Source organism: Ensifer sp. Root278, from assembly GCF_001429285.1.
Taxonomy (GTDB): Bacteria; Pseudomonadota; Alphaproteobacteria; order Rhizobiales; family Rhizobiaceae; genus Ensifer.
The window spans coordinates 484,994-504,283 of the sequence record NZ_LMJJ01000001.1; the positions used below are offsets into that span (position 1 = coordinate 484,994).

The 19,290-nt window shown below is 64.0% G+C and carries 14 protein-coding genes; 5 read left to right on the forward strand and 9 right to left on the reverse strand.

Annotated features, from left to right (window positions below; all coding sequences use genetic code 11):
• Nucleotides 1-14: 14 nt before the first annotated feature.
• Complete coding sequence (locus ASE60_RS02390) at nt 15-596, reverse strand: threonine transporter RhtB (RefSeq protein ID WP_057248117.1); 582 nt, start codon at nt 594-596, stop codon at nt 15-17.
• Nucleotides 597-815: 219 nt separating this feature from the next.
• On the opposite strand from ASE60_RS02390, the gene ASE60_RS02395 reads away from it, so the two are divergent.
• Nucleotides 816-1,700: a DMT family transporter gene (locus tag ASE60_RS02395; protein ID WP_057248118.1), complete on the forward strand. Its 885-nt coding sequence runs from the start codon at nt 816-818 to the stop codon at nt 1,698-1,700.
• 38 nt (nt 1,701-1,738) lie between these two features.
• Here the strand turns inward: ASE60_RS02395 and ASE60_RS02400 are convergent, their stop codons facing one another.
• The 6 genes from ASE60_RS02400 to ASE60_RS02425 form a co-directional block, all read right to left on the reverse strand.
• Nucleotides 1,739-2,572: a methyltransferase domain-containing protein gene (locus ASE60_RS02400; RefSeq protein ID WP_057248119.1), complete on the reverse strand. Its 834-nt coding sequence runs from the start codon at nt 2,570-2,572 to the stop codon at nt 1,739-1,741.
• A 73-nt stretch (nt 2,573-2,645) separates the two neighbouring features.
• Nucleotides 2,646-3,074 (reverse strand): GNAT family N-acetyltransferase, encoded by a 429-nt coding sequence (locus ASE60_RS02405; RefSeq protein WP_057248120.1) that lies wholly within the window; start codon nt 3,072-3,074, stop codon nt 2,646-2,648.
• A 168-nt stretch (nt 3,075-3,242) separates the two neighbouring features.
• Nucleotides 3,243-5,459 (reverse strand): FAD-dependent oxidoreductase, encoded by a 2,217-nt coding sequence (locus ASE60_RS02410; protein WP_057248121.1) that lies wholly within the window; start codon nt 5,457-5,459, stop codon nt 3,243-3,245.
• 11 nt (nt 5,460-5,470) lie between these two features.
• Nucleotides 5,471-5,872 (reverse strand): YbaY family lipoprotein, encoded by a 402-nt coding sequence (locus ASE60_RS02415; RefSeq protein ID WP_162261269.1) that lies wholly within the window; start codon nt 5,870-5,872, stop codon nt 5,471-5,473.
• Nucleotides 5,873-5,883: 11 nt separating this feature from the next.
• Nucleotides 5,884-7,092 (reverse strand): acetyl-CoA C-acetyltransferase, encoded by a 1,209-nt coding sequence (locus ASE60_RS02420; RefSeq protein ID WP_057248123.1) that lies wholly within the window; start codon nt 7,090-7,092, stop codon nt 5,884-5,886.
• Nucleotides 7,093-7,157: 65 nt separating this feature from the next.
• Nucleotides 7,158-8,954, reverse strand: a complete 1,797-nt coding sequence (locus ASE60_RS02425) for an acyl-CoA dehydrogenase C-terminal domain-containing protein (protein ID WP_057248124.1) — start codon at nt 8,952-8,954, stop codon at nt 7,158-7,160.
• Nucleotides 8,955-9,439: 485 nt separating this feature from the next.
• On the opposite strand from ASE60_RS02425, the gene ASE60_RS02430 reads away from it, so the two are divergent.
• The 4 genes from ASE60_RS02430 (at nt 9,440) to ASE60_RS02445 (ending at nt 15,764) form a co-directional block, all read left to right on the forward strand.
• A complete protein-coding gene (locus ASE60_RS02430; protein WP_057248125.1) occupies nt 9,440-13,261 on the forward strand; it encodes a peptidoglycan-binding protein in 3,822 nt (1,273 codons plus the stop codon).
• 339 nt (nt 13,262-13,600) lie between these two features.
• Complete coding sequence (locus tag ASE60_RS02435; protein ID WP_057248126.1) at nt 13,601-14,527, forward strand: sulfite exporter TauE/SafE family protein; 927 nt, start codon at nt 13,601-13,603, stop codon at nt 14,525-14,527.
• Nucleotides 14,527-15,327, forward strand: coding sequence for a TIGR02186 family protein (locus ASE60_RS02440; protein ID WP_057248127.1), 801 nt, complete (start codon nt 14,527-14,529; stop codon nt 15,325-15,327). Before ASE60_RS02435 ends, ASE60_RS02440 begins: the two co-directional genes overlap by 1 nt.
• 200 nt (nt 15,328-15,527) lie before the next feature.
• Nucleotides 15,528-15,764, forward strand: coding sequence for an Lrp/AsnC ligand binding domain-containing protein (locus ASE60_RS02445; protein ID WP_034797129.1), 237 nt, complete (start codon nt 15,528-15,530; stop codon nt 15,762-15,764).
• A gap of 48 nt (nt 15,765-15,812) precedes the next feature.
• Here the strand turns inward: ASE60_RS02445 and pdeM are convergent, their stop codons facing one another.
• Complete coding sequence (pdeM, locus tag ASE60_RS02450) at nt 15,813-16,538, reverse strand: ligase-associated DNA damage response endonuclease PdeM (protein WP_057248128.1); 726 nt, start codon at nt 16,536-16,538, stop codon at nt 15,813-15,815.
• Between the two features lie 87 nt (nt 16,539-16,625).
• Nucleotides 16,626-19,172 (reverse strand): ligase-associated DNA damage response DEXH box helicase, encoded by a 2,547-nt coding sequence (locus ASE60_RS02455; RefSeq protein WP_057248262.1) that lies wholly within the window; start codon nt 19,170-19,172, stop codon nt 16,626-16,628.
• Nucleotides 19,173-19,290 lie beyond the last annotated feature (118 nt).

The window sequence follows — 19,290 nt, forward strand, 5'->3', positions numbered from 1 at the left end:
GTCTCCGGGGGGTCTCAGTGCATGGCCGCGATCGCGCTGCCGGCGATGCCCACCGAAAAAAGGGTGAGACAAACGGCAGCAATCCGTCGCGGCAGATGCGAGGCCGACAAGCCCTTCGACATCTGCACCAGCATGGCGCCGGCGCCGATCCAGGTCGATCCGGCGGCGACGACCAGCAGCGAGAAGCCGGCGATCCAGGGCCAGACGGCGGCCAGTCCAGTCTGTGGCAAGAGCACCAGGGCGACGATCAGCGCCTTCGGATTGAGCAGCGTCGTAACGAAGACCTGGCGGATGGAGATGACGACACCTTCGCTGCGCTCGGCATCGGTGGTCCAGAGCGCATAGGCGAGGTAGAGAACCCAGCAGGCGGCGACGAGCCTGAGCGCAAGGCCGAGCTGCGGATGGGCGGCAAGGAATGGCGCCAATAGTGCTACGGCCGGGATGATGACGGCGAGATAACCGCCGAGCTCGCCGGTGAGCAACGGCAGCGAACGGCGGAAACCGGCAGAGGCGCCGGACAGCCAGAGCAGCGTGTTTGTCGGCCCCGGCGTTGCGAGCAGGATCAGGGCGGCGAGGGCGAAGGTGAGCGGCTGCATGTCGTTGAACCTGGTTTTGTGGCCGTTATCGCCGTCTTCTACCAGCCGCGCAAGCGTCCGCTCTTGATCTCCATCAAGCGTGGCGCCCGATAGTACCGGAATCTACCCGCAAGAAATCGCCACACGTGTCCGTGGGAATGCCTCTTCCGCGTGTGTCGCGGCCGCGCTATCAGACGGGACGCTGCCGCTTCTCTCCCGCCGGCGCGATCGAGGCCTCCCATGAACAAGACCGTACTGTCAGGCATCGTCATGACGACGTTTTCCTATTTCCTGTTCTCGTTGCAGGATGCGTCGGTCAAATGGCTCGTCGTCGGCTATTCGGTCTGGCAGATCCTGTTTACCCGCAGCATCACCATTCTCGTGCTTTGCCTCGTCATCGGCCGCGGCAAGCTGGTGCGCAGCGCCATCTCATCTCCGGTGATCAAGCCGCTCTTCGTGCGCAACCTGCTGCTGCTCGCGGCCTGGCTTTCCTATTTCAACGCGGCGCGCGATCTTGGCCTCGCGGAGATGACGACGCTCTACTATGCAGCGCCGATCATCGTGACGCTGCTTGCCGTGCCGATCCTGAAGGAAGATGTGCCGCCGATCCGCTGGTTCGCCGTTTTCATCGGCTTCGTCGGCGTGCTCATCGCCTGTGACCCGCTCGGCACCGGCATGAAGCTGTCGCTGCCGGTGTTCCTGGCGCTCACCGCCGCCGTCTTCTGGGCGATCGGCACCGTCATGCTGCGCAAGACCGCGCTGCAGGAAACGACCCTGGTGCAGATGACCATCTCCAACGTCTTCTTCATCGCCATGACCGGGCTTGCGGTCGGCTTCTTCTGGACGCCGCCGGCGCTCTTCGACGTGGCACTGATGGCCGGCACGGGCGTCATTGCCGGCGCGGGGCAGTATGCGCTGTTCGAGGGCATGCGCCGAGCACCGATCTCCGTCATCGCGCCTTTCGAATACACCTCGCTCGTCTGGGCCTTCGGCCTCGGTTTCCTGATCTGGGGCGACGTGCCGGCCATGAATGTCTTTGCAGGCGCCGGCCTGATCTTCGCGGCCGGTCTGCTGATCATCGTCGGCGAACGCCTGGCGCACCGTCGCGCCGGTGCTGCCGCTTAGAGGATATCGAAGCGGTACGGCCCCGATGGAACGCCGCTTCAGGCCTTGATGACGAGGGCTTCAGGCACGCGGCCGGTCAGCCGGAAGAACAGATGGGACGTGACAAGCACGTTCGGGTCGGCCAGGTGGCGGTCGAGTGCGGCGAGATCGTCGTCCAGTTGGGCCTTGTCGATGAAACCCTCGGCGACAAGACCGTCTCGGACATTGTTGATGAAATCCTTAAAGATCGGCCGGCGGTCGTGGCCAGGCGGGTAGACATGTGCGACGGCGTCGACGGAAATTGCCTCGACACCCGCTTCCCGGAACAGCCGATGCAGGCGGCGGCCGATATGGAGGTCGATGCCTCTGGCCGCCGAATAGGCGATATAGGCGGCAAGCAGCCGGTCCCAGGCGGCAAGCGGCGGGTCGCAGACATGCGCCAGGAAATCGGCCTCGAAGCTCGCGATCCAGCCGCCGGGTTTTACCAGCGACACCATTTCGAGCACGATGAGCTCCGGCCGCGGCACGTTGACGAGCACCAGCCGCATATGGGCACCGTCGAAGGAGCGGCGCGGCAGGCCGGTCGCATAGGCGTCGCCCTCGCGCACCTCCACCTGGGGCAGGGCGTGGCTGGCGACGAAACGGCGCGCAAGTTCGACGAAGTGCGGGTCGCGCTCGATACCGAGCACGGAGCCCGTGGGCCCCACGCGTTTGCCAAGCAGGTGCAGCACACCACCGGGACCGCAACCGAGATCGATGACGTGTTCGCCTGGCTGGATGCCGACCCGTTCGAACTGCTGGTCGGAATCTGGGGCGAGATTGGCGATCTGTCGCTTCAGGCGTTCTTCCTCGGGCCCGGCGCGCCCAAGCAGATAGAGATCAGGCTCGCTCATGGCGTGTCCCCCTCTGATCCCGGCGAGCATGCGCCCGCGCAGGGAGGCCGTCAATCGGGAGGTGCAAGTAGCCTTAACGCACCTGCGACGACATGAAGCGCCGTTCTGCGGTCTCCTCGTAGATGCTGAGACCTTCGCGTCGGTAGAAGGCGACGGCGGGGTTGGTGGCCAGGACGCTGAGGCGCAAGGGCAGGCCAACCGCCCTTGCTTCGCCGAGCACCTGCCTGAGCGCGATCGCGCCATTGCCGCGTTTCTGATGGCCGGGCGCCACATAGAGCTTGTTGACCCAGACATGGTCGTTGCGCACGGTGACCGAGACGCAGCCGACATCCTCGCCGTTCGCAACGATGATGCGATGTTCGTCAAGGATAAGCGCATCCGCCGGACGCGGCCGCCAGTTGCCCCAGAGCGCCATGGCATAGTCGCGCATGCAGGCCTCTTCCAGCCAGTGCAGATAGGGTTCGTCGCCGGCGATCGCGGGGCGGAGCAGGACTTTGTTCATGGCTTCATCACTTGCGCGGCTTCAACCCGAATAGGTCTAACATCGCAACCATAACAACTTGATGGTCACGCGAATGCGGGCGCTGCGTTAGGCCATGAGCCTTGGACGAGCCGTCGCCCAAACGAAAACAGGCCCCGAGGGGCCTGCTTCCAATTCGATGCGCGGAACTTACGCCGCCTGCTTCTTCTCGCCGTAGGGGTTGAAGCGACCGTAGAAGGTCTCGCCGCGCTCGGCCATTTCCTGCAAGAGCGCCGTCGGCTTGAAGTGGCTGCCGTAGTCCTTGGCAAGCTTGTCGCACATCTTGACAAAGGCCTTTACGCCCATGCCGTCGATGTAGGAGAGCGTGCCGCCCGTGTAGGGGGCAAAGCCGAAGCCGAGGATCGAGCCGACATCCGCCTCACGCGGATCGGTGACGATGCCCTCTTCCATGGTGCGGGCGGCTTCAAGCGCGATCGTCGCCAGGAACCGCTGCTTCAGCACTTCGATGTCGATTTTGTCGGCGTTCTTTTGCGGGTAGAGCGTCTTCAGCTCCGGCCACAGATACTTCTTGGCGGGCTTCGCCGGATACTCGTAGAAGCCCTTGCCGTTCTTGCGGCCGCGGCGGTCGAGGTCGTCGACCATCTTGTTGATCAGCGCCATGTGCTTGGGATCGACGGCCTTTTCGCCGAGGTCGGCGACGGTGGCCTTGAGGATCTTCTGGCTGAGGTCGATCGCCACTTCGTCGTTGAGCGACAGCGGTCCAACAGGCATGCCGGCCATCTTGGCGGCATTCTCGATCATCGCCGGCGGCACGCCTTCGATCAGCATGTCATAGGCTTCGTGGATGTAGCGGAAGACGCAGCGGTTGACATAGAAACCGCGGGTGTCGTTGACGACGATCGGCGTCTTCTTGATCGCGGCGACGTAGTCGAGTGCCGTAGCGAGCGCCTTGTCGCCGCTCTCCTTGCCGAGGATCACTTCGGTCAGCATCATCTTTTCGACCGGCGAGAAGAAGTGGATGCCGATGAACTGGCCGGGGCGTTTCGAGTTCTTGGCAAGGCCGGTGATCGGTAGTGTCGAGGTGTTGGAGGCGAAGATCGTGTCTTCGCCGATCACCGCCTCCACCTTCTCGATGACATCCTTCTTGACCTGGCGGTCTTCAAAGACGGCTTCGACCACGAGGCCGACTTCCTTCAGGTCGTTGTAATCGGCCGAAGGCGTGATGCGGGCGAGCAGCGCTTCGCCTTCTTCCTTGGTCAGGCGACCCTTGCCGACCGAATCCTTGACCAGGCCTTCCGAGTGGGCCTTGCCCTTCTCGGCCGCTTCCATGTCGCGGTCGATCAGCGTGACGGCAATGCCGGCGGCAGCCGTCACATAGGCGATCGAGGCGCCCATGAAGCCGGCGCCGACGACGCCCACATGCTTGAACTCCGACTTCGGCACGCCGGCCGGGCGGCGGGCGCCCTTGCCGAGCTCCTGCATCGAGACGAACAGCGAGCGGATCATCGAGAAGGCTTCGGTCGTCTGAAGGATCTCGGTGAAGTAGCGCTGCTCGATCTTGAGCGCCGTGTCGAACGGCACCTGCAGGCCTTCATAGACGCATTTCAGGATGGCAACGGCGCCCGGATAGTTGCCGTAGGTCTCGCGGCGCAGGATCCCGGAAGCGGCCGGCCAGAGCTGGGCCGAGGCCGGCGTCCAGATGCCGCCGCCCGGTACCTTGTAACCCTTCTCGTCCCAGGGCTGCACCGGCTTCAGGCCGTTCTTGATCATCGCCTTGGCGGCGTCGACCAGCTTGTCCGCATCGACGACTTCGTGCACGAGGCCGAGCGCCTTGGCGCGAGCCGACGTCAGCGACGAGCCCGTCGTCATCATCTGCAGCGCGTCCTGCGCATTGGTGAGCCGCGGCACGCGCTGGGTGCCGCCGGCGCCCGGGAAGATGCCGACCTTGACTTCCGGCAGGGCGATCTTCACCGACTTGGAATTGGACGCGACGCGGCCATGGCAGGCGAGCGACAGCTCGAAAGCGCCGCCCATGCAGGTGCCGTTGATCGCCGAGACCCAGGGCTTGCCCGAGGTTTCGAGCTTGCGGAAGAGCCCGGTCATGCGGCCGACGAGGTCGAAGAGCTTCTGGGCGGCGTTATCCGGATCCTTCTTCTTCTCTTCCTGCTGGAAGGTGAACATCGACTTGATCATCGACAGATCAGCGCCGCCGGAGAAGGTCGACTTGCCGGAGGTGAAGACGACGCCCTTGACCGCTGCGTCGGCAGTCGTTGCGTCGACGATGGCGTTGAGTTCCTCCATCACCTCCTGGGTGAAGACGTTCATCGACTTCTCAGGCATGTCCCAGGTGACGAGTGCGATGCCGTCGGCGTCGGTCTCGATCTTGAAATTGGTGTAATTCGTCATGGTTCTCCCCCTCAGTAGAGAATGGGTTCGATGCGCAGCGAGATATTCGATCCGCCGCTGTAACGTTGTTTGCTGGTATTGGTGGCGATCAGCCGGTCGTCGCGCTCGACGCGGATGGTGAAGCCCGCATCGGTGGCCTTATTGAGTTCAGGCTTCGGCACCTGCAGCACGAAGGGCACGCGGGTGGCCTTGCCATCGCTGACGACGGACGTTTCCGCGATCAGCTTGGCAGCGACGTCCATCACGCCTTGCTCTTCGAGCCTGATGGTGACGGTGCCGGCCGGAACCGGGCCGCTCGCGACATTGGTGATCGCACCGGTGAGCGTGAAGCTGTCGCTGCCTTCCTCGTCGGAGACGCAGCCAGCGGCTGCAAGCAGCCCCAGGCCCATCAGCGCGAGAAGAGAGCGGCGCATCACGTCCATCGTCAGACCCTTTCGATGATCGTGGCCGTGCCCATGCCGGCGCCGATGCAGAGCGTGACGAGCGCGGTGTTGAGATCGCGGCGCTCCAGCTCGTCGAGCACGGTGCCGAGGATCATCGCACCGGTGGCGCCGAGCGGATGGCCCATGGCGATCGCGCCACCGTTGACGTTGATCTTGTCGTGCGGGATGTCGAAGGCCTGCATGTAGCGCAGCACGACGGCGGCGAAGGCTTCGTTGAGTTCGAAGAGATCGATGTCCGACAGCTTCATGTCGGCGCGCTTCAGAAGCTTTTCGGTGACGTCGACCGGGCCGGTCAGCATCAGCGCCGGATCGGAGCCGATATTGGCGAAGGCGCGGATGCGGGCGCGGGGTTTCAGGCCCATGCTCTCGCCGCCGGCCTTGGAGCCGAGCAGCACGGCTGCGGCGCCGTCGACGATGCCCGACGAGTTGCCGGCATGGTGCACGTAGTTGATCTTTTCGATTTCCGGATGCGCCTGGATGCCGACGGCTTCAAAGCCGCCCATTTCGCCTGGCATTTGGAAGGACGGGTTGAGCGAGGCGAGCGCCTGCATGTCGGTGCCGGGACGCATGTGCTCGTCACGGTCGAGGATGGTCAGACCGTTCCCGTCCTTGACCGGCACGACGGACTTCTTGAAGTAACCCTTCTCCCAGGAATGCGCCGCGCGCTTCTGGCTTTCCACCGCATAGGCGTCGACGTCGTCGCGGCTGAAACCGTATTTCGTGGCGATGAGATCGGCCGAAACGCCCTGCGGCATGAAGAAGGCCGGCAGGTTGACCGAGGGGTCCATGAACCAGGAACCGCCGGACATGCCGAGGCCGACGCGCGACATGCTCTCGACGCCGCCGGCAATGACGATGTCGTCTGCACCCTGGGCGATCTTGGCCGCGCCGAAGTTGATGGCGTCGAGACCGGAGGCGCAGAAGCGCGAGATCTGCATGCCCGGCGCGCGGGTGGAATAGCCGGCTTCGAAGGCGGCCGCCTTCGGAATCACCGCACCGGCGTCCATGACCGGATCGACGCAGCCCATGATGATGTCGTCGACGGTCGAAGTATCGAGGTCGTTGCGGTCACGCACCGCCTCCAGCATCTTGGCGGCGAGGCGAACGGACGGCACTTCGTGCAGCGATCCGTCCTTCTTGCCACGGCCGCGCGGCGTGCGCACGTGGTCGTAAACGAAGACTTTCGTCATGTCTCATCTCCCTTTCGGCAGCACCGCCAGGTGCTGCCCGTCAAAACATTTTGAAATCGAACGGCTCAGAACGCGGCCGCGTCGAGCGCCATCAGCGTGTCGGCGCCGGTCTCGATGCGGGCCTTGCGCAGGGCCGTTTCCGGCAGGATCCTTTCCATGAAGAAGGTCGCGGTGATCAGCTTGTTCTTCAGATAGTCTGCGCGCGTCGTTTCGCCAGAGGCAAGTTTTTCCTCAGCCGTCTTGGCAATTTTTGCCCACATGTAGCCAAGCACGACAAGGCCGAAGAGGTGCATGTAGTCGGTCGAGCCGGCGCCGGCATTATCGGGCTTGGCCATCGCGTTCTGCATGAACCACATGGTGGCGGCCTGCAGGTCGTTGAGGCCCTTCTTCAGCGCCTTGGTATAGGCGGAGAGTTTCTCGTTGCTGCGGTTTTCCTCGCAGAAATCGCCGATTTCCTTGAACAGCGCCATGACGGCGCGGCCACCATTGAGGCCGAGCTTGCGGCCGACGAGGTCGAGCGCCTGGATGCCGTTGGCGCCTTCGTAGATCATCGCAATGCGGGCATCGCGGACGTACTGGCTCATCCCATGTTCTTCGATATAGCCGTGGCCGCCGAACATCTGCTGCGCCATGACGGCGTGGTCGAAGCCCTTGTCGGTGAGCACGCCTTTCAGGATCGGCGTCATCAGGCCGAGAATGTCGTCGGCCGTCTGGCGGTCCGCCTCATTGTCGGAGCGGTGGGCGATATCGGATTTGAGCGCTGTCCAGAGCGTGAAGGCGCGGCCGGCTTCGTTGAAGGCCCGGATCGTCATCAGCGTGCGGCGCACGTCCGGATGCACGATGATCGGGTCGGCCTTCTTGTCCGGCGCCTTCGGGCCGGAGAGCGAACGACCCTGGATGCGGTCGCGGGCATAGTTGGCGGCGTTCTGATAGGCGATCTCGGCGATCGACAGGCCCTGCAGGCCGACGCCGAGGCGGGCTTCGTTCATCATCACGAACATGGCGTTGAGGCCCTTGTTCTCCGTGCCGATGAGGTAGCCCTCGGCCTCGTCATAGTTCATGACGCAGGTGGAGTTGCCGTGGATGCCCATCTTGTGTTCGATCGCGCCGCAGGAAACGCCATTGCGTTCGCCCGGCTCGCCGTCGGCATCGAGCTTGAACTTCGGCACGATGAACAGCGAGATGCCCTTCACGCCCTCCGGTGCGCCCTCGATGCGGGCAAGCACCAGATGGATGATGTTGTCCGACATGTCGTGTTCGCCGGCGGAGATGAAGATCTTCTGGCCGGAAATCTTGTAGGAGCCGTTGCCATCAGGAACGGCCTTGGTGCGCAGCAGCCCGAGGTCCGTACCGCAATGCGGTTCGGTCAGGTTCATCGTGCCGGTCCAGGTGCCGGCAACCATCTTCGGCAGATAGGCCTGCTTCTGTTCGTCCGTACCGTGAACGAGGATTGCCGCGATCGCGCCCTGGGTGAGGCCGGGATACATGGTCAGCGCCATGTTGGCCGAGGACATGTACTCGCCGACGGCGGTATGCAGCGTATAGGGCAAGCCTTGGCCGCCGAATTCCTCCGGAACGGCGAGGCCGAGCCAGCCGCCTTCGCGGTAGAGGTCGAAGGCTTCCTTGAAGCCCTTGGGCACGCTGACCGAGCCGTCGTCGCGGCGCTTGCAGCCTTCCTGATCGCCGGAGAGATTGACGGGGAACAGGGCCTCCTCGGCAAGCTTGGCAGCCTCGCCGACGATCGCTTCGATCATGTCCGGCGTCGCATCAGCAAAACCGGGCAGGTTGTTGTAGCGCTCGATGCCGAGCACGTCGTTCAGGATGAAGAGGGTATCGTCGACCGGGGCCTTGTAGATGGGCATGCTTTCCTCGCCTTTTGGTGCTTCGGGCGCCGTACCTCGTCGTCGACGCCCGGTTGCAGGATGCCGGATGCGCCGCCATCGTCTTTGATTCTAGAGCATCTTTCCCTTCCAGTGATTCCACAGGAAAGCGGCCTGCTCCAGGGCGGTCTCGCATCGTTGGCCGGATGCTACAAAATTTTGACGTTTGCGTAAACGTCAAAAATTGCGGGCTGCGAAGTTTCGTCGCGGCACCAGGGGAGCCGAAAGGGGCGCCGGCAACCCGCGCTCACGGTACGATCCTGCCAAATCGTTAAAAATCCTGGGCAGATTAACGGCTTATTTACCACGTTTCGTGAAAGGTGCGTGTTGAGATGGTCAAAGCTGCAACCGGTCCTGGCGTCGTGTCGTTGTAGCTTTGCCCACGTCGGAAGCGCCACAGGGGTGAGGAAAGCTGTTTTCTTCCGTGACGACTTTCGGGATGGCCGACGACAGGGGCGAAGAACACCATGAATGGATCGCGATCAAATCCTCAGCGCGCAGGCAGCCAGTCCTATAGCGAGCGGCCGTCGCTCGACGCTTTGAACCGCACCATCGAAGGACTTGAGGCGCGGATCGAAGGCCTGATGAGCGGCGCTGCCCGCGACGTGGCGCCAAGGCCTGCCGAGCGTCTTCCGGCCCGCGAACCAGCCAGAGAACCCGCAACGCCCCGTGACGCCGTCGCCGAAATCATGCAGCGCCAGCGCAGCCTCAGCGCTTCGCGCGAGCGCCCGCCGCTTCGCGACCGAATGTCGGCGCGCGAACCGGAACGCTATGTTCCCGAACGTCCGGCCTCTGACCGTCTTACCGAAGAGCCCCGCCTGCAACCGTTGCACAGCCAGCCGCAGCGCCCGTCTTTGGCCGTCAACGATATCGCCGAGGCGCTCGTCGGTCTGCGCCAGGACCTGAAGCGCGACATCACCGATGGCCTCACGCGCGAGATGAATTCGCTCAGGTCCGAGATTCGCGGCATCAAGGCTCAGGCGCAGGATCACAGCTTCGCCGAAGACGTGCGCGGCGACATGCAGCGTCTTGCCGACAGCATCCAGCAGCTCGGCCGCCAGGCCTCGCCCGCCCAGGCCGACGCGCTGCGTGGCGACTTCGACGAACTGCGTGCGATGATCGACGGCCTTGCGCGTGAAGACAGCATGCGCCGCATGGAAAACCGCTGGACCGGCGTCGAGGATCGGCTGATCGCGTTTGATCAGAACCGCGACGACGAGCTGGTGGCGCTGGCCTATCGCCTGGACGAGATCAAGTCGCAGATCGGCTCGCTGAAGGGCAGCTCGGCCGTCGACGCGCTTGAGGACAAACTGATCGCCGTCGCCCAGGCCATCGAAATGCTGGGCCGCCAGATCCAACCCGATGACCGCCGTCTCGTTTCGCAGTTTGCGGATCTCGACGGTCGGCTCGATGAAATCAGCCGCGCGATCGCTGCCAACAGTCGCACGGCGACGGGTCTCGACGGTAGCTTCGTCAACCGGCTGGAAAGCCGGCTTGGCGACCTGTCCCGTCAGATCGACAGCCTGTCGCGCCCGAACGATTCCGGCCTCGGCGCCCGCCTGGAAGCCTTGACCGCCCGGGTCGAAGATCTCGCCGGCGAAAAGGCGGCCGCCCGTCTCGAAGAGCGTCTCGACCAGCTTTCGCTGGTGATGGAGCGCAGCAACAGGACCGCGCAGTCGGATCTCAACGATTATCTGTCGGATATTTCGCGCAAGATCGAGGCCCTGGACCAGGGCAGCGTCAACGACACACTGGCCGAGCGGCTCGACTATCTGGCACGCCGGATCGACGAACTCGACGCCCATGGCGTTCAACCGGCCTCCGATCCGCGCTTCGACCGGCTGGAAGATCGCCTTGTCGGCATCGCGCAGCGTCTGGAAGAGACCCACGCTGCGCCGTTCGATGATCGTGTCGCCCTGCAGAACCTCGAAGCGCAGATCGCCAATCTGTCGACGCTGGTCAGCCAGCCGCGCGCGGACGTCGCTGCGAGCGCGGTGCCCGTCGATTTCGAAAACCGCATGAGCGCGCTCGAGGACTACCTCTCGACCAGCGACGAATACATCGTCGAGGCCGCTCGCCAGGCGGCCGAAGCGGTGATGGAAGCCTATGCCAAGAACGGCTCTCCGCGGGGTTCCGGCGGAGATCTGGCCGCAATCTCGGCGCTTGCCGAAGACCTTCGCACGCTCGAGGACCTCAGCCGCTCCAGCGAGGAGCGCACGGCGCGCACCTTCGAGGCTTTGCACGAGACCCTCGTGCATATCGCCGACAAGCTGGAGCGCATCGAAAATCGCGAGCCGGCAATGCTGGCACGGGCTGAAACGCCGGTGCTGCGCGAACCCGCGCAGATGCCGAGGGCCGCGCAGCCGGAACTCGCTCCCTTCGGCGACAACGATCTCGATGACCGCTACGAGGATCTGCAGCGCAACGTCCGCGCGCTGCAGGCCGAAGATCAGGCTGTGGTCACCCAGACCGCCGAGCCGGCAACGACCTTTGCCGATGACCGGCAGGTCTCGACCGTTGAAGTCGAAAATGTGCGCGAACCGGCCGCTGCAGCCCGCACCGGCCTGCTCGCCGGCCTGACCCGGCGCTTCTCCGGCAAGCGGTCCGAGCCGGTGCACGAGCAGGAGCAGTCCCGACAGGTCGTCGAGCCGACTCCGTCGATCGATCCCTCCGAAATGCTTGCGCCCGAGGAAGCCAACCAGCTGCTGGAGCCGGGTTCCGGCGTTCCCGATGTCAAGAAGATCCTGGAACGCGTGCGCGCCGGGCAGATGAACAAGGCAGGTATTCAGCCTGGCGATGGCGACAAGTCGGACTTCATCGCTGCCGCCCGCCGTGCTGCCCAGCTCGCCGTTGAAGAGGCCGACACCCTGAACAAGGTTGGTCAAAGCGGAAAGACCTCCGGCATCGGCGGCGCTTTTGCCCGTCACCGCCGGCCGATCCTCATGGCCGTCGGCGCGGTCCTGCTGGCGATCATGTCCTATCCGCTGGTCAGCAATATGCTGAAGAAGCAAGAGACCGCACCGGTGGAGCCGGCCGCGATCATCGAGCAGCAGGCGGTGCCGGAATCGCGCGAAAACAAGATCGTCGAAGGCCTTCTGCCGCAGACCGCGGCCGTAGCCCCGGCTGAAACGCCGGTCACGGCATCCGAAATCGCAGTCGCAGCACCGGTCGATTCCGTTGAAGCCCCGGCGAAGGTATCCGAAGCTTCGATCTCGGTACCGGCGACGGCCGTGCCGACGACCACCATTGCGACACCGGCCGAAGAGAAGGCACCGATGCTCGCGCCGGTCGCAGAAACGAAAACCGCTTCGGCGGCCTCCGAGTTCCAGGCGACGCCCGCTGGCAACGCACCCGCCAGTGGTGCGGCCCTTATCAGTTCTCCGGCCGAGGGCGCGGCAACGACCGCGCTGGCGCCGGTGGCCGCACCGAGCGAGATCGTGCTGCCGGAAGGCTTCGGCCCGGCAGCCCTGGTGACGGCCGCCAAGGGCGGCGACCCGCTTGCCTTCTACGAAATCGGCGCCCGCTTTAGCGAAGGCCGCAGCGTTCCTGAAAACATGGCGGAAGCCGCCAAGTGGTATCAGCGCGCCGCCGACGCCGGCGTCGTTCCGGCGCAGTATCGCCTCGCGAGCATGTATGAAAAAGGCATGGGCCTAACGCGTGACGCCTCCAAGGCGAAGGCGCTCTATCTCGCCGCCGCCGGCCAGGGCAATGCCAGCGCCATGCACAACCTCGCGGTCATGCTGGCGAGTGGCCGCGATGCTTCGCCTGACTTTGCCGAGGCAACGAAGTGGTTCGCGAAGGCTGCCGAACTCGGCATTCGCGATAGCCAGTTCAACCTCGCCGTCCTCTATGCGCGTGGCAACGGCGTGCCGCAGGACCTGACCGAATCCTACAAATGGTTCTCCGCCGCCGCCCGCGAAGGCGACATGGATGCCGCCGCCAAGCGTGACGAAGTTGCCAAGGCGATGAAGCCTGAGCAGCTCGAAAGCGCCAAGGCGAAGGCCGATGCCTGGAAGGTGCAGCCGGTCGACGCCAAGGCGAACACGGTCGACGTTCCGGATGCCTGGGTCGGCCCGGCCAACAAGACCGCCAGCGTCGACATGACCAAGGCGGTCCGCAATATCCAGGCGATCCTGAACAACAACGGCTTCGACGCCGGCAAGCCCGACGGCCAGATGGGCAAGAAGACCGTGGCTGCCATCAAGGCCTTCCAGAAGTCGGTCGGCCAGGAGCCGACGGGCGAAATCACCGAGCAGTTGGTCAAGGAATTGCTGAAGCGCAATTCCTGACCCTTGGGCTTGCGCCGTAATAAAGCCGCAGAGCCGGGCGACACGGGTTGCGGGTGGCGAAGCCGTCTGCCATGTGGCTGAAAAGGTTGAAATGTCGGGCCTGCTGCATAATTCCTTAATCGGAATCAGGCTAGGGAAGAACTGATGCAGCAATCAAGGTCCGGTTGTGACCTTGGCATGTCCTGGCGGAAGCGCAACGCTGCAGGAGTGCATGACGGAAGCCGCCTCGCCCTCGGGAGAGGTGCCGGCCTTTCGAATAATCCCTCATTCGTGGTGAATTGCTTGCCACACTAACCGGTTTGCCCGCATTGCGGGCCGTTGGCATATCGAGGACCCGGCGTGACGATCTATCTGCCCATCGCAGAGTTGTCGGTGAACATACTCATCATTCTCGGTATGGGCGCGGCCGTCGGCTTTCTTTCCGGCATGTTCGGCGTTGGCGGTGGTTTCCTGATCACGCCGCTCCTGATCTTCTACAATATTCCGCCTGTCGTGGCGGTGGCGACCGGCGCCAACCAGGTGGTTGCCTCGTCGATATCCGGCGCGATCACGCATTTTCGGCGCGGCACCATCGATATCAAGCTCGGCACGGTGTTGCTCTGCGGTGGCCTCGTGGGCGCGACGGTCGGCGTCTGGCTGTTTTCGCTGCTGCGCCGCCTCGGCCAGCTCGATCTGGTGATCTCGCTGCTCTACGTCGTGCTGCTCGGCACTGTCGGCGGTCTGATGCTTTGGGAAAGCATCGTCGCCATGCGCAAGGCCGCCAAGAACGAGGCGACGACCCTGCGTCGCCCCGGCCAGCACAATTGGGTGCACGGCCTGCCGTTGAAGATGCGTTTCAAGAAGTCGAAGATCTATCTCAGCGTCATTCCGGTTGCCTTCCTCGGCTTCTGCATCGGTATCCTGACCTCGATCATGGGCGTCGGCGGCGGCTTCATCATGGTGCCGGCAATGATCTATCTCCTGCGCATCCCGACCAACGTCGTCGTCGGCACGTCGCTGTTCCAGATCGTCTTCGTCTCGGCCTATACGGTCATCGTCCAGGCGTCGACCAACTATACCGTCGATATCGTACTCGCCTTCGTCCTGATGATCGCCGGCGTCATCGGCGCGCAATACGGCGTGCGCGTCGGCCAGAAGCTGCGCGGCGAACAATTGCGAGCGCTCTTGGCGTTGCTCGTCCTTGCCGTCGGCATTCGTCTGGCGATCGAGCTCGTCATTCCGCCGAAGGATATCTATTCGGTCGTATCAGCGGGGCTCGGCTTCTGATGATCCGGTTCGCGCGCACAGCTCTCGCCCTTCTGGCACTCGCCGTCGCCGCTCCGACCCATGCGGCACTGCAGGACGAGAACGCCGATTTCACCGAGAAGCTGGAGATCGGCATCTCCACCGACGAGATTGCCATCACCTCGGATTTCCGCGGCGCGGATCTGACGATCTTCGGCGCCGTCGATGGTTTCGACCAGGGACTGCTGGCCCAGGGCAGGTACAACATCATCGTGTCCCTCGAAGGCCCCAAGGACAATGCGACGGTGCGCAAGAAGGAGCGCGTCTTCGGCATCTGGGTAAACACGCGGTCGATGACCTTCGAGCTGGTGCCGGAATCCTATTCGCTGTCAAGCACGCGCGACATCGAAACGATCGCGCCGCCCGGCGAGATGGGCAATATGGGCATCGGCGTCGACCACATGCGGCTGGTGCCGCTCGGCTTCGTCGGCGACGGCAGCAATCTCGGCGAGTTCCGCAACGCCTTTCGCCGCATCCGCGAAACGAGCGGCGTCTACGAGCGCGATCCGGGCGGCGTGCAGTTTATCAGCGCGAGCCTGTTCAAGGCGTCGGTGCGCCTGCCGGCGAACGTGCCGAACGGCGTCCACGTGGTGCGCGCCTACCTCTTTCGCGACGGCGTCTTCGTCGCCGCCAAGGCGCTGCCGTTGCGTGTCGTCAAGACTGGCCTGGAACAGTTCATTACCCAGGCAGCGCATCAGCAACCGCTCTTCTACGGTCTCGTCGCCGTGCTGCTCGCAGTCATCACCGGCTGGGGTGCCAGCGTGATCTTCCGCAAGGAATAGTTGGGCCAGGAGCTTACCCTGCGTTTTCTTTTGCCCGGCGTGCGTTTAAAGAAAGGGCAGCAGGATGCTGTAGGGATAAAATACCCAGGCATCTCGAACATGTTGATCTGAACACGCCGCGCCGAACGCGCGCTGAAGTTCGAGAAGGCGATGCTTGCGCTAGTAGCGGCAAGCGACGCCACACAGACAGAGGAAGCTCGATGAAACCGATTTTTGTCCAGTTGCAGTGCGCTCCCGGCAAGACCTACGAGGTCGCTGACGAGATCTACCGCAAGGAAATCGTTTCGGAAATGTACTCGACCAGCGGCGACTACGACCTGATCATCAAGGTCTACATCGAGGAAGGCCAGGACATCGGCAAGTTCATCAACGACAACATTGCCACGGTGCCGGGTATCTCGCGCTCGTTGACGACGCTGACCTTCAACGCGTTCTGATCACGGGGTCGGCGGTGTGCGGACGGAACCGCACGCCTTCCCCAAGCGTCAGGCAATCAGATTGGCAAACCGGACCGAATAGATCCGGTCGCGACCGAGCATGTGGGCGACCAGCCTGCTGCGGTCGAAGAGGCCGGTCATGGCCCGGTGTCGCAGATCTAGCCCGCCGGTCGTGACCCCGAAGGCGGGCATCAACATGCGCGTGCCATCCGTCGCAAAGCAGGCGCGGCGCACGGCCCTTTCGCGTCTCACCACCGTTGCCGCCGGATGCAGATGCCCGGCGATCTCGCCAACGGCATCGCCGCGCTTGGGCTCGTGCCGGAAGGCAAGACCCGCATGGTTGAGCTCGTCCATCGAGGCGCCCGGGAGCCCGAAGGCGCCATCCGGATCGTGATTGCCGTTGATCCAGACCCACTCGCGCCCGAGCGCCATCGCCGCGATCATGTGCCGGAAGGCGTCCGGCATCACGGCCGAACCGACACGATCGTGAAAATTGTCGCCGAGGCTGATGACGAGTTTCGGGTCGTGGCGCACGATCGCCGCCTCCAGCACGCGCAGCGTCGCAAGCGTGTCATAGGGCGGCAAAAGCATGCCGCGGCGGGCGAACGCCGAACCCTTTTCCAGATGCAGGTCGGAAACCACGAGCGTGCCGGTCTCGGGCAGGTAGAGACTGCCGAGCGGATCGCAGATCGCGACGACGCCGTTCACGATCGTCTGGGCGTGGAGGAGGGGGGCAGTCGTCTGAGCTGATAGGGCGTGGGCGAGGCGGTGCATGGTCACGATCCCGCACGCGACTGACTGTCGAGACGGAAGTGACCGGCCCAATTCGTTAGACTGCTCGTTCTCAAAGCCATTTTCCTATCAATCCACATCCAGACCGCCCATCGCCTCGTGGATCAAGTCGTCGGCGGCCTCCGAAAGCAGGAAGTCCTGCGCTTCGCCCTGGATCATTTCCTTGCCGATCTCCAGCATCACAGGCACCGCCAGCGGCGAGATCCGGTCGAGACGCCTGTGGGTGATGTGGCCCTTGATTCGCTTCAGCATATCCCCGAGCCGAGCGATGTCCAAAAGCCCCGTTGCCGCATCGTTGCGGGTCGCTTCGAGCAGCAGGTGATCCGGCTCGTGCGCGTGCAATACGTCGTATATGAGGTCGGCCGAGACCGTCACCTGCCGACCGGTCTTCTCCTTGCCGGGGTGACGCTGGTCGATGAGGCCGGCGATGACGGCGCAGTTGCGGAAGGTGCGTTTCAGAAGAAAGGACTCGTTCAGCCAGGCTTCGAGGTCATCGCCGAGCATGTCTTCGTCGAACAGCTCGGCAAGCGCGCCGCGCTTGAGCTTGAAGGTGGCGCCGAGGTCGTCGAGCGCCCAGACCGCCAGCGAGTAATCCGTCGCGACGAAGCCGAGCGGCTTCAAGCCGGCGCGGTCGAGCCTGCGGGTGAGCAGCATGCCGAGCGTCTGGTGCGCCAGTCGTCCCTCGAAGGCATAGATGACCATGTAGTGGCGGCTGCCGCGCGGGAAGGTCTCGATCAGAAGCTCGTCCTCGCGCGGCAACATCGAGACGTCTTTCTGTAGCGAGAGCCAGTCGCGCACCTGTTCCGGTAGTGCCGCCCTGCGCGCCGGATCGGCGAGCATCCTGCGAACCTGCTGTGCCAGATAGGTCGAGAGCGGAAACTTGCCGCCGGCATAGCTCGGCACCTTCGGGTCAAAGGTAAAGGCCTGGCTGACGAGGCATTCGTTCTCGCGAATGCCCTCGAAGCGCAGCACCTTGCCGGAGAACATGAAGGTGTCGCCCTGGGACAGCATTTCGAGGAAATACTCCTCGACCTTGCCGAGTGACATGCCGCCGCGACCGAGCGAGCCGCGCTGGTTGCGTTTGACCATGCGCACGTTCAGCATCGGCGACTCGACGATGGTGCCGACATTCAGGCGGTATTGTTGCGCCACCAGCGGATTGGAGACGCGGTAGAGCCCGTCCTTGGTCTTGCGGATCCGGGCGTAGCGCTCATAGGTCTTCAGCGCATAACCGCCGGTCGCGACGAAATCGATCACCCGCTCGAAGGTCTCCCAGGCGAGCGTCCTATAGGGCGAGGCACTGGTGATCTCGTCGTAAAGCGACAGCGGGTCGAAAGGCGCGGCACAGGCCATGCCGAGCACGTGCTGGGCGAGCACGTCGAGCGCGCCCTTGCCGACCGGCGGCGTGTCCTGCGCGCCGATATAGTTGGCGTCGAGCGCCGCCTGGCATTCCATCACCTCGAAGCGGTTGGCCGGCACAAGGATCGCCTTCGAGGGTTCATCCATGCGGTGGTTGGCGCGGCCGATGCGCTGGGCGAGGCGGCTCGCGCCTTTCGGCGCACCGACATGCACGACGAGATCGACGTCGCCCCAGTCGATGCCGAGGTCGAGCGTCGAGGTGGCGACGACGGCGCGCAGCCGGTTCTCGGCCATCGCCGCCTCGACCTTGCGGCGCTGGGTGACATCGAGCGAACCGTGATGCAGCGCGATCGGCAGATTGTCGTCGTTGATCGTCCAGAGTTCTTGGAAGAGCAGCTCCGCCTGGCTGCGGGTGTTGACGAAGAGCAGGGTGGTGCCGTGCTCCTTGATCGCGGCGTAGACATCGGCAATGGCGTAGCGCGCCGAGTGCCCGGCCCAGGGCACGTGCTCTTCCGTCTTGAGGATGGAGATCTGCGGGTTGGCGCCGCCTTCGACAAGCACGAGCCCTGCATGGTTGTTCATGTCCGGCTCCTGTGGCGCCAGCCAGCGCTGCAGGTCCATGGGATCGGAAACCGTTGCCGAAAGCCCGATCGTCTGCACGCTCGGCGCCAGCCGGCGAAGCCGCGCCAGACCGAGGGAGAGGAGATGGCCGCGCTTCGAGGTGACGAGCGAATGCAGCTCGTCGAAGACGACGTAGCGCAGGTCTTTGAAGAAGCGGGTCGCCTCGCCATTGGCAAGCAGCAGCGCCAGCTGTTCCGGCGTCGTCAGCAATATGTCGGGTGGATTGAGCTTCTGCCGCTGCCGCTTGGCGGTGGGCGTGTCGCCGGTGCGGTTTTCGATGCGAACCGGCAGGCCCATTTCGCCGACCGGTTTCATCAGGTTGCGCTCGATATCGACGGCGAGCGCCTTCAAAGGCGAGATGTAGAGCGTATGGATGCCGACGAAGGCAGAGCCGGGCGGGATCCTGCCGCGGCGAGTGAGATCGACCAGCGACGGCAGGAAGCCGGCAAGCGTCTTGCCGGCACCGGTCGGTGCGATCAGCAGCGTGCTGTTCCCGGCTTCGGCGCGTGCCAGGAGCTCGAGCTGGTGGGCGCGCGGCCGCCAGCCCTTCTCGCCGAACCAGCGCAGAAAGGGGGCGGGCAAGGTCAGGGCATCGCCCTGCGGTTCTCTGGAATCGATCCTGTTCACGGAGAACAAAGGTAGATCAAATCCGTCAAAAGAGAAGCCCGGAAGACTTGCCGCCGGGCGGCACATTGACTCCTGTTCGGAACCGGATCGCCGGCGGCTTCCGCTCCCCGCATCCGGTCGACGCACC